Annotated in this window: 9 protein-coding genes; 1 reads left to right on the forward strand and 8 read right to left on the reverse strand. The window is 67.3% G+C overall.

Features of this window, described 5'->3' with window-relative positions:
* Window positions 1-137 precede the first annotated feature (137 nt).
* Complete coding sequence (locus AC1DCU_RS11910) at window positions 138-332, forward strand: heavy-metal-associated domain-containing protein (protein ID WP_025874804.1); 195 nt, start codon at window positions 138-140, stop codon at window positions 330-332.
* 77 nt (window positions 333-409) lie between these two features.
* On the opposite strand, the gene cueR is transcribed toward AC1DCU_RS11910, so the two are convergent.
* From cueR to AC1DCU_RS11950, 8 genes are all read right to left on the reverse strand, one after another.
* Window positions 410-862 carry a Cu(I)-responsive transcriptional regulator gene (gene cueR, locus AC1DCU_RS11915; protein ID WP_025874806.1) on the reverse strand — a complete coding sequence of 151 codons (453 nt, stop codon included), beginning with the start codon at window positions 860-862 and terminating at the stop codon, window positions 410-412.
* A 12-nt stretch (window positions 863-874) separates the two neighbouring features.
* The gene (locus AC1DCU_RS11920; RefSeq protein WP_032975524.1) at window positions 875-3,376 is read right to left on the reverse strand and encodes a heavy metal translocating P-type ATPase; all 2,502 of its coding nucleotides are present in this window, start codon (window positions 3,374-3,376) and stop codon (window positions 875-877) included.
* Window positions 3,377-3,562: 186 nt separating this feature from the next.
* A complete protein-coding gene (locus AC1DCU_RS11925) occupies window positions 3,563-6,520 on the reverse strand; it encodes a TonB-dependent receptor plug domain-containing protein (protein ID WP_478013526.1) in 2,958 nt (985 codons plus the stop codon).
* Between the two features lie 381 nt (window positions 6,521-6,901).
* Window positions 6,902-7,633 (reverse strand): copper homeostasis protein CutC, encoded by a 732-nt coding sequence (locus AC1DCU_RS11930; RefSeq protein ID WP_442251200.1) that lies wholly within the window; start codon window positions 7,631-7,633, stop codon window positions 6,902-6,904.
* A complete protein-coding gene (locus tag AC1DCU_RS11935) occupies window positions 7,630-8,628 on the reverse strand; it encodes a glycosylasparaginase (protein WP_059064083.1) in 999 nt (332 codons plus the stop codon). Before AC1DCU_RS11935 ends, AC1DCU_RS11930 begins: the two co-directional genes overlap by 4 nt.
* A gap of 52 nt (window positions 8,629-8,680) precedes the next feature.
* Entirely contained in the window at window positions 8,681-9,703 is a 1,023-nt protein-coding gene (locus AC1DCU_RS11940) for a glucokinase (protein ID WP_032975527.1), read from the reverse strand.
* Between the two features lie 84 nt (window positions 9,704-9,787).
* The gene (locus AC1DCU_RS11945) at window positions 9,788-10,072 is read right to left on the reverse strand and encodes a hypothetical protein (RefSeq protein ID WP_025874818.1); all 285 of its coding nucleotides are present in this window, start codon (window positions 10,070-10,072) and stop codon (window positions 9,788-9,790) included.
* Window positions 10,073-10,120: 48 nt separating this feature from the next.
* The gene (locus AC1DCU_RS11950; RefSeq protein ID WP_032975528.1) at window positions 10,121-11,710 is read right to left on the reverse strand and encodes a calcineurin-like phosphoesterase C-terminal domain-containing protein; all 1,590 of its coding nucleotides are present in this window, start codon (window positions 11,708-11,710) and stop codon (window positions 10,121-10,123) included.
* Between the last annotated feature and the right edge of the window lie 117 nt (window positions 11,711-11,827).

Raw genomic sequence — 11,827 nt, forward strand, 5'->3', positions numbered from 1 at the left:
GACGATCCTCCACGGCAGCCGCGCTGGTACAGGTGGCTGCCGTTTTTCGTGGGCCCTGCGCCGCGGGAGCGCTTGACCCTGCCATCGTTGCAAGGTGCACACTGCCTCCACCCCCAAGTGCATCGAAGGAGCTACAGATGGAATTCCATGTGGAAGGCATGACCTGCGGCGGCTGCGCGCGCAGCGTGACCAAGGCGATCGAGCTGGTCGACCCGGCGGCGACGGTGTCGGCCGACCCGCCCAGCCGCCGCGTGCAGGTGCAGACCTCGGCCAGCGAAGCGCAGATCATTGCAGCGCTGACCGAAGCGGGTTTCCCGCCGCGCCCGGCCTGATCGCCTGACCCACTGCATGAACGATGCCCGCCCCGTGCAACTGCCGGGGCGGGCATTTTCTTTTCCGTATGTCGTCTTCAGGTCCTGCGCGCGCGCCTGCGTACCGCCCCGGTGGGCGCCGCCACCGGCGCAGCGCCCTCCTCGCCTTCGCCCAGCCGCTGCAGGATCGGGCACTCGGGACGATCATCGCCGGCGCAGCAGCTGATCAGTGATTTCAGCGTATCGGCCATCTGCCGCATGTTCTCGATGCGCTGTTCCAGATCATCGATGTGCTGCTCGGCCAGGCGCTTGACGTCGGCGCTGTGCCGCGAGGTGTCGTTCCACAGGCCCAGCAGGTCGGTGATCTCGGCCACCGAAAAGCCGAGATCACGCGCGCGACGGATGAAACGCAGCCGGTGCACGTCGGCCTGCGAATAGGCGCGATAGCCCGCGCCGGTACGGTCAGCTGGCGGAATCAGGCCGATCTGCTCGTAGTAGCGGATCATCTTGGCCGACACGCTGGATGCCTTCGATGCTTCACCGATGTTCATGCCATCACTCCTTTACTGGGCCGCATGGGACGCCTCGACCATCGGCGCCTGGAAGCGCCGCAGGCGCAGCGCATTGCCGAGCACGAACACACTGGACAGGGCCATGGCACCGGCGGCGAACACCGGCGACAGCAGCACGCCCCATACCGGGTACAGCGCACCCGCCGCGACCGGAATCAACGCGGTGTTGTAGGCGAAGGCCCAGAACAGGTTCTGGCGGATGTTGCCGATGGTCGCCTTCGACAGCGCGATGGCATTGGGCACGCCCTGCAGGTTGCCGGACATCAGCACCACGTCGGCCGATTCCACCGCGACGTCGGTGCCGGTGCCGATGGCCAGGCCCACATCAGCCTCGGCCAGCGCCGGCGCATCGTTGATGCCATCACCGACGAACGCAATCTGCCCGTAGGCCGCCTTCAACCGGCGCACCGCCTCCACCTTGCCTTCGGGCAACACCTCGGCCACCACTTCATCGATGCCGAGCTGGCGGGCGATGGCCTGCGCGGTGGCGGCGTTGTCACCGGTAATCATGGCCACCTTCAGACCCAGCTGGTGCAGGGCGGCAATGGCGGCCGGCGTACTCGGCTTGATCGGATCGGAGACGGCGATGATCGCCGCCAGGCGGCCATCGATGGCGGCATACAGCGGCGACTTTCCTTCGTTGCCGAGGCGGTCGGCCAGCGCAGCGAACATGCCGATGTCCACGCCCAGCGAACGCATGAAGCGATCAGCACCCACTTCCACCCGCGCACCGTCGACGCTGGCACGCACGCCCATGCCGGTCACCGACTCGAAATCAATCATCGGCGGCAACGCGATGCCCTCCTCCGTCGCCGCCTCGACAATGGCGCGGGCGATCGGGTGCTCCGAGCGCGACTCCACCGCCGCCACCCGCGCCAGTACCTGCGCACGATCGAAACCGTCGGCGATTTCCAGATCGGTCAGCAGCGGGCGACCTTCGGTCAAGGTGCCGGTCTTGTCCACCGCCACCACCTTGGCGTCCTTCAACAGCTGCAGCGCCTCGCCCTTGCGGAACAGCACGCCCATCTCGGCGCCACGGCCGGTGCCGACCATGATCGAGGTCGGCGTGGCCAGCCCCATCGCGCATGGGCAGGCGATGATCAGCACGGCCACCGCGTTGACCAGCGCGAAGGTCAGCGCCGGCGACGGCCCGAAGATCAGCCACACCAGGAAGGTGGCCAACGCCGCCAGCATCACCGCCGGCACGAACCACAGCGTCACCTTGTCGACCACGGCCTGGATGGGCAGCTTGGAACCCTGTGCCTGTTCAACCAGACGGATGATCTGCGCCAGCATGGTCTGCCCACCCACCGCGGTCGCACGCAGGGTCAGCGCACCCTTCTGGTTGACGGTGCCGCCAACCACGCTGCTGCCGGCCGACTTCTCCACCGGGATCGGCTCGCCGGTGATCATCGATTCGTCGACGTAGCTGCGACCATCGGTCACCTCACCATCCACCGGCACGCGCTCGCCCGGACGCACTTCCAGCAGATCGCCCAGCAGCACCTCGTTGATCGGGATATCGACGATGCGCCCTTCGCGGCTGACGTGCGCCACCTTGGCCTGCAGGTTGACCAGGCGCTTGATCGCCTCAGAGGTACGGCCTTTCGCGCGCACCTCCAGGAACCGGCCGAGCAGGATCAGCGCGACGATCACCGCCGCCGCTTCGTAGTAGACATTCACCGTGCCCGCCGGCAGCAGGCGCGGGATGAAGGTGGCCACCACCGAATAACCGAACGCCGCCGCGGTACCCACCGCCACCAGCGAGTTCATGTCAGGCGCCAGGCGCAGCAGCGCCGGGAAGCCCTTCTGGTAGAAACGCCGGCCGGGAATGGCCAGGACCAGCGTGGTCAACACGAACTGCAGGTACCAGCTGGCCTGCATGCCGATCGTGGACATCACCCAATGGTGCATGCCGGGGATCAGGTGCGAGCCCATTTCCAGCACGAACACCGGGGCCGCCAGCACGCTGGCCAGGATCAGGTCGCGCTTCAGCGCCACCCGCTCGGCATCCTTCTTTTCCGCCGCTTCCTCGTCGACCTGGGTACCGCCATCGATCGCGCGCGCCGCATATCCAACCTTGTCGATCGCCGCCACCAGTGCATCGATGCCGGCAACGCCGCGCACGGTCGCACGCTCGGTGGCCAGGTTGACGCTGGCGTGGCTGACGCCCGGTACGGCCAGCAGCGCGCGCTCCACGCGGCCGACGCAGGACGCGCAGGTCATCCCTTCCACGGCCAGTTCGGTGGTCGCGGCGGGTACTTCGTAGCCCACCTTCTCTACTGCCTGGATCAGCGCATCGCGGTCGACCGGACCAGAGGAACGGATGTCTGCGCGCTCGGTGGCCAGGTTGACCGACACGCTGGCGACCCCCTCGACCTTGGCCAGGGCCGCTTCAACGCGGCCAACACAGCTGGCGCAGGTCATGCCTTCGATCGGCAGGCTGATGGTGGAAGCCGTCTCGTGGACGGCTGTGGGGCTGGAGGTGCTCATGGCCTGGTTTCCCTGGTTCCATCTGGAGGATGGTGACCAGCCTAGACCTTGCCACCGTGGGAAGGTCAAATCCACCCCACCCCGCCAACGACCCACCCATCCCGCGCGCGCCCAGTAGAGCCACGCCATGCGTGGCTGCCCGTCAAATCGTGGCTGGCGCCGGGCCATGGCCGGCGCCGCCTTCCCTCAGAACGTGAACACATACTCCAGCGCGAACTCGCGGCCCACCGCGCCCAACAAGCGGGTCGGCGCGAAATCGTAGTCGACCTTGTACGGGTCCTTGTGGTTCCAGCTGGTCGCATTGAACGCGTTGTTCACGTACAGATTGACCTTCATGAACTCGGTCACCTGGTAGCCGACGTTGAAATTCCACGTAATGAACGGCCCGACCCGCCCGTAATAGCGCGCCGTCTGCTCCCCCGCATTCGGGTTCGGATTGGCCGATCCATCCGGGCGCGTGGCGGGTTCCAGGCAGTTCAGCGACGGGCTGTCGCTGGGCACGTAGCCATCGGCGAACGGCAGGCAGCCGCCGGGGTTGTCCAGGCGGTCGGTGCCCCAGTGGTAGCGCACGCCCGGCACCGAGCCGATGCGGTCGGCATACACGTTCGCATTCCAGTTGCCACCCTGCCACGCCAGGCTGGCGCGCAGCTTGCTGCGCAGGTCACGGTCGCGACGCTCAGGGTTCGGATCGTTGGCGTAACGCTGTTCTTTCGTCGAAATCTGGTTGGTGTAGTTCACCCCCAGCTGGAAGCTGCCCCATGCGGCCGTCTCCAGCCGGTAGCGCGCGCTCAGGTCGATGCCGCGCACTTCGCGGCTGGCCAGGTTGAACGGCCCGCGCTCGATCGACACCAGCCGGCCGCTGCTGTCACGGTTCACCCGGGCCAGGATGCCGGCACAGTAAGCCTCACCTGCCGGGTTCGCCCACGGCGTGCCGTCCATGTTCTTGCCGGTCAAGCAGCCGGCCTCGCTGGCCAGCACCTCGTCCGCGCCGACGTCGACGATCATGTCTTCCAGCTTGATCGCCCAGTAGTCAGCGCTCATCGACAGGTTCGGCAGCACGTCCCACACGAAGCCGACCGTCCACGAATCGCCGGTTTCCGAGCGCAGCAGCGGCGTACCCCGGCGGTTCACGTCGAACGCGTACCAGACATCGGTATTGCCCACGCCGCAGTTGTTGACCAGATAAGCGCCGCTCTCGATGCAGCGCAGGCGGTCGTAGGTCAGCACTTCAGAACTGCTGGCCTGGCCCAGCAGGTAGTGCATGTCCGGCGCATGGAAGCTGGTCGCGTAAGAGCCGCGCACCAGCAGCGACTCGAACGGCCGCCATTCCAGGCCGGCGTTCCAGGTGGTTTCCTTCTGGCTGCCGATATCCAGCGCTTCGCCGCCGCCGTCGGCCTTGTAGCTGCCGTACCGGTCGTAGCGTGCCGCCGCGGTAGCGATCAGGCTGTCGGCCAATGGGATCTTGAACTCGACACCGGCCGAGTAGCGGGTACGCTCGCCACCGCCGCGATCAACGTTCTGCAGATCGAAATCGATGCCCGCGCGCGGGTCCGGGCTGAGGTGATAGCCCTGCTTGGCCACTTCGGCCACCGCGGCGAACGAGATCGGCCCGGCCCAGCCCTGGAACAGTTCACCGGTGATGTCGGCCGAGGCCTGGTTGACGTAGGACGATGCCCGGTTCTTCGCTACCGTGCCCATCTGCCAGTACTGGTCCGGGGTGATCGGGTTCCACCAGCGCGACTCGTTCAAGGCGTAGATCGCCTCGCCATCGCCGGTGGTGCCCAGCCGTGGGCCGAGGAAGAAGTCGTACGACTTCTGCTCGTCGACCACGTTCTGCCGCTCCTCGACGCGGTAGTAGGAACGGCCGACCGTGGCGCTCCAATCGAAGCGATCGGCCAGGCGCCCGCGCAGGCCTGCGCTGATATCCCACGACAACTCGCGGTTGGTATTTCGCAGCGTGTCCAGGCCACCGACTTCGTTCGGGGTGAACTGGCGCACGCCGAGCACCGGGCGATTGCGGTTGGCATCCCAGTAGTAACCGTTGGCATCGTCGATCAGCGACACGCTCGGCGGATTGGTGCCCCAGATCGCTTCGGAACGGTATACCGCCAGGTTGCTCCAGGCCTGCAGATCGTTGCCGAAATCGAAGGTGGCATACAGGTTGCCCGACAGGTTCTCCGAGCCTCCGGTCAACAGCCAGTTGGCGTAGTCGGCGCTCATGCCGCAGAGGCGGCCGGTGTTGCTCACCGTATTGGCGTTGTAGTTGTAGACCAAGCGGTCGGCGGTGTAGTACTCGCCAGCGAATTTCTCGCAGGTGCCGTCGGGCGGCGCCAGGCGCTGGCCGTTGCTGGGGTCGATCAACGCCAGGCCAGCGGTGGGACGGAAGCCGACCTTGCGCTGCTCCATGTTCCAGGACGGGTACAGCGCATCGTCGGCGTCGTCCATCTGCGGCCGGTCACGGCCGAACAGCGGATCGCGCTTGGTGTACTGCAGAGCGTAGGTCACGCTCCAGTTGTCGCCGGTCTTGCCGCCCGCCCAGGACAGATCCCAGGTGTCACGCCCGCCTTCGGTGGAGGTACCGCCGCGCACGCGCACTTCGTCGCCGTCGTAGTTGGTCTTGAGGATGACATTGACCACGCCGGCGATGGCGTCTGAACCGTAGATCGCCGAGGCGCCGCCAGTCAGCACTTCGATGCGTTCGACCGCCGCCGCCGGAATGTTGCTGTAGTTGGAGAAATTGGTCTCGCCGCCATAGGGCAGCGGATAGTCGGCCACGCGGCGGCCATTGACCAGCAGCAGGCTGCGGTTGGGGCCCATGCCGCGCAGGTTCAGGCCACTCGCGTTGGGGGTGTGTGAGCCCCACTGCGATGCCGCCTCGACCGTGCCGGTCGCCTCGGTCAGGGTCTTCAGAGCGTCGTATACGGTGACGAAGCCTTCCTTCTGGATCTGTGCGGCGCTGATCACGTTGACCGGGGCCGGGCCCTCGACGCTGGCACGCTTGATGCGCGAACCGGTGACGGTGACCGCATCAAGATCCTTGGTGGGCGACGGGGCCGCTTCCTGTGCGCCAGCGGCGAACGGCAGCAGGGCCAGGGCGAGGGCGTGGGACAGCAGATGACGGCGGTTGCGGACGGACTGAGCCATGGGTGGTTGCTCTTGGATGGTGGACGCGCGGTCGGATGGCGATCCCGGGCGTTGAATCGATCCATCTCGATTCGACCGCCCTCCCCTGTGGATCGATCCAAACTAAAGCACAGCTGAACCACGCCCAGCATGCGGCGACGCAGCATCCAGCGGACGCGCGTGGTTATCGCCGAAGGAAATCCAAGCGAATCAATTGGTTGCACGACATCTTTATGGAAGCGGCACAGATGCCGATGACACGATCACGACAGTCGCGCGCAGAACGGTTTTGTCCGTGGGGAACTGGTAGCCGGGTCGGATCCTCTCGCAGAGGCGCTCTGACCGGATAGCGTCTGGTCGGGGTCGGAGCCCTTCAGCGAAGGGATCCGACCCCTGCGGCGCTCAGCCGTCCAGCGCCTTCCGCAGCGCACTCACCGTGGCGGTGTCTGTCTGGCTCCAGTCCGGGTCCAGCCCGCGCAGGGCCGGGTTCTGGAACTGCATGGCCGAACGTCGTTTCCCCTTGGCCGAGGCATGCAGCTCGAGACAGCCGGTCTGCCGCGCCACGGCGGCGATGTTGCCCGGGCCCAGCCCTGCGCCGGCCATGACGCTGATCCTGCCGGCCGCCTGCGCGACCAGCGCGGCCAGTACATCGGCACCGGCGTCTGCGCTGGCCTGGCCGCCGGACGTCAGCACCCGCTGGCAGCCCAGCCCGATCACCTGCTCCAGCGCCGCCGGCAGATCGCGCGCGGCATCGAAGGCACGGTGGAAGGTCACCTGCAACGGGCCGGCCGCGCGCAGCAGGTCGCGGCACAGCGGCAGGTCGATATCGCCCTGCGCATCCAGCGCACCGATCACCACGCCATCGCAGCCCAGCGCGCGGCACTGGGTGATGTCGCGCAGCATCAGCTCGGTTTCCAGCGCGTCGTAGTGGAAATCCCCCGGACGCGGCCGCACCAGCACGAACAACGGAATCTGCAGCCGCTCGCGGGCGATGGCGATGCTGGCAAACGACGGCGTGGTACCGCCTTCGGCAAGGTTGTCGAACAGTTCGATGCGATCTGCGCCACCGGCCTGCGCGGCCAACGCCGAAGCCACCGAATTGCTGGCGATCTCCAGCGTCAGGCGTGCGCTCACGCCTGCGTGCTCGTATAGATCGACGGTGAGTCGCGTAGGTCATCCTGGCGCTGCGCATCGCACACCGCGTAGACGAAGCCGCGATGCAGTGCATAGGCACCCACCTCGCCCTGCTTGTTCATGGCAAGGAAGCAGACCTGCAGCGTGCGGCTGGCTTCGGGTCGCTTGCGCACCACCCGGTCGATCGCTTCGCGACAGGCCTGTGCCGGCGAACGGCCCTGGCGCATCAGCTCGACCACCAGGAACGAGGCCGCGTTGCGGATCATTTCTTCGCCCACACCCGAGGCGGTGGCCGCGCCCACGTCGTTGTCCACGTAAAGGCCGGCGCCGATGATCGGGCTGTCGCCGACCCGGCCGTGCAGTTTCCAGGCCATGCCGCTGGTGGTGCAGGCACCGGCCAGGTTGCCCTTGGCGTCCAGTGCCAGCATGCCGATGGTGTCGTGGTTATCGCTGTTGCCGGGAAGACCGCGGCGCTCGGCATTGATCTGCGGCGCGTACTTTTCGGTCTTCAGCCACTCACGCCAGGCCGCTTCGGCCTTCGGCGTCAGCAGGTGCTGGCGCTGGAAGCCCTGCTGCACGGCGAACTGCTGGGCGCCCTCGCCCACCAGCAGCACATGCGGGCTGTTCTCCATCACCCTGCGGGCCACCGACACCGGGTGCAGGATGTCGACCAGCGCAGCAACCGCGCCACAGCGGCCGTCACCATCCATGATGCTGGCGTCCAGGCTCAGCACGCCGTCGCGGTCCGGGTTGCCACAATGGCCGACGGTGGGATTGCACAGCTCGCTTTCGGCCCAGCGTGCACCGGCTTCCACCGCATCCAGCGCACTGCCGCCCTGCGCCAGTACCTTCCACGCGGCCTGGTTGGCCGGCACGCCGAAGTCCCAGGTCGAGACCACCTTGGCGCCACCGTGCGTACGCGCCTTCACCGCCGGCAACGCTGCCACGCCTGCGGCCAGTGCACCGGCCTGCAAAAACTGCCTGCGATCCACCATCTTCGCCTCCGTCTGCATGCTGCGCCCGCCGGCCCGATGCCGGCAGCGCCGATCAATCGTGCGCGGGGGTCCGCGCTGCGTGCCAGGCTGCGGCACCGAGCACACCCAGCTGGCCATGTTCGACCCGCCACACCGGCACCTGGCGCAGCACGTCGGTCAGCACCCCCTTGTTGAGGAAGCGCTCACGGAAACGGCCGTCGGCCAGGAAGTCCTGCACATGGGTGGAAATGCCGCCGGCCAGGTACACCGAGCGCGCGCCCACGGCGATCGCCGCGTCGCCGGCCAGGCTGCCCAGCCAGGCGCAGAACACCTGCAGGGTTTCCACTGCCAGCGCGTCGTCGCCTTGCCGCGCAGCCGCGATCAGCGCTTCGGTGCTGGTCCATTGCGGAGCCACGCCGCGCAGTTCGCACAGGCAGGGATACAAGTTCATCAGGCCGCTGCCGGACAGCACGCGTTCGTTGTCCACATGCGGCCAGCGCTGCAGCAGCTGGCCCAGCACATGCAGTTCCAGCGCATTGCCGGCGCCCAACGCAGCGTGTCCGATCTCGCTGGCCAGCACCGGGCGCTCGCCATCGGCGAAGCGCAACGCGGCGCCCAGGCCGGTGCCCGGCCCCAGCACCAGTGCCGGGAAGGTCTTGGCCGGATCGGCATCGCCATTCAGCGGCACCAGCGTGTCGGCCTGCAGGTAGGGAATGGCCAACGCCACTGCTTCGAAATCATTGATCAGCTGCAGGTCGGGCAGGCCCGACTCGCGGCGCGTCGCCGACAACGACACCGTCCACGGCAGATTGGCATTGATCAGGGTATCGCCGTCGAGCAGGCCGGCGATGGCGACCACCGCACTGGCCATCGGCTGGCCGAGACTGGCGGTGAAATCGGCCAGGATCGCCGCCAGGCTGGGGTGGTCGGCGCAGGCGTAGGTGCGGTAGCTGCCCAGCCGCGGCGCCTGCCCCGGCAGGGTCTCAGCCAACGCAAGACGAGCGAAGGTACCGCCGACATCGGCGACGACCAGGCTGCGGGGGACGCCGCTGCGGGCGGACTCGGATGGCGCCGGGGACACTGCTGCAACGTTCACGCTGGCCTGCTTGGATCGATTGAATCGTGCCGATTCTCAGGCATCGGACGGCCTTTGCCTAGCGCGACGACAGCGCCGCCCGGGTCACATGCCTTCCTGCTCGGCCACCTGCACACCGTCCACCAGCACCCGCAGGCGCTGCGGGCGGAACCCGGCGAACAGCAGCGGCCGGGTCCGCTCCACCAGCACTTCATGGCCGGCGATATGGCGCTGCCACGACTGTACCAGCGAGAACGAGAAGTGCGTGCCCGGATGCAGCGGATGCTGCACCCAGACCTTCTCGCTGGCGCTCTGCAGCATCATCGCGCCGGTGAACCAGTGGCGGCTGAGGGTGACCGGGGTGGTGCCGGCCATGAAGCGGATATCCATGCTGCGTCCTTTCGTGATGGAAGTTGGTGATGGCAGCCCGGCCCGCGCTCAGGGCTGCGCGGTCTGCAGGCTGTAGCTGGTGCTGGCGGTGAACACCGCACCATCGGGCTGGGTGGAGCGCACCTCGACCTTGTGGCTGCCCACGGCCAGGTCGGTCGGCAACGCGCCACGCCACAGGTGCGGCGAGGCGGTGGCTTCCGGCGAACGGTCGTAGCCGCGCAGCGTGGAAGCCAGGTCGTCGGCCACGTTCTCCACCAGCAGGCGCGGATCAGGCTGGCTGACCTGCTTCATCGGCTGCCAGGCGCCGCCATCGACGCGGTACTCGACCACGCTGGCGTCCTCGCCCATGTACACGTTGGCATAGATGCCCCACGCCGGGTACGCGCCCTTGCGCAGCACCTTCGGTGCATGCAGGCCGATCTGCTCGCTGGCGGCCGCACCGGCCACCCGGTACTGCAGGCGATAGCTGCCGTTGCCGGCCACGTCCAGCAACGCATAGCCCTTCGGCGTGCCGTCGCTCATGGTGCTGTCCGGTACGCCGGCGGCATTCTTCACGCCCGACCAGAACGCACCGCAGTTGGCACCGACGTTGTACTCGTGCAGCGGCCTGGCGCCCTGCCAGCCGTCGGCTTTACCGTGATAGACGTGCTGCTGGGTGTGGCTGTGGCCACTGAGCACCAGCACGTTGCGGAAGTCCTTCAGCAGGTCGAACAGGCGCTGGCGGTCGGCATGGCGGAAGGTCTCGCGCCCCGGTGCCGCATCGAACAGCGGGATGTGCATGCCCAGCACCAGCAGGCGGTCCTTGTGCAGGCCCTTCAGGTAGGCAGCGAGGAAAGCGAACTGATCCTCGCGCAGGCCACCCACATACCTGGGCTTGGCGTTGGGGTCGTACACCACGTCGTCGAGGAACACGAAACTGGCGCCCCCCTCTTCCACTGCATAGGTATCGGGGCCGTAGATGTTGCGCCAGCTGTCCAGCGAATGCGCATCATTGGCCGCGTCGACATCCAGGTCGTGGTTGCCGGGTACGTGGAACCACGGCACGCCAAGTTCGGTGGTGACCTTGTTGATCGCCGGGTACAGGGTCAGGTCGTCGTTGACGATGTCACCCAGGGTGGTGCCCAGGCGGGCCTTGGTCTGGCCCACCAGCGGCGCCACGATGGACTGCCGGTAGTAGCCGATGTCCTGCAGGCTGGCGGTCTGCGAGTCGGTGAACACCAGCATCTGGAAACCACGGCGGCTGTCATGCCGGTCGTTCTGCAGGGCGAAGTCCCAGTTGCGGGCAACGTCACTGGTCGCGGCGATGCCACCGTACTTCAGCGCCGGAGAACCATTCGGCCGGTAGTGCCGCCAGAACGACGGCAGGCCGTCGGCGGCCTTCGGGAAGGAATAGGCATCGGGCTTGATCACGAAGACCGTCTGCCCGTCACGCACCGGCAGGCTGTAGCTGCCGTCGGCGGCGGTCTTGACGATGGTTTCGCCGTTGGACACCTGCACGCCGGCCAGGCCCGGATCGGTCGCACCGCGGCCCGGCTTGCCGTCACGCTCCAGATAGACCTTGCCGCTGACCACGGTATCGGCGGCCCAGGCCGGCGAGGTCAGCAACAGGCAGCACAGCCAGGCGGCAGGCAGTTTCATGGGGGCGGTCCGGGAAAAAGAGACCGCCTATTGTAGATTCCGGCGATGACATCGCGCACGCGATTGCCGCTTTTCCTGTCGTGCCGGCCGCTGGCCGGCATTCCACCAGGCGTCCCT

It is taken from the genome of Stenotrophomonas sp. 10L48 (genome assembly GCF_056395105.1).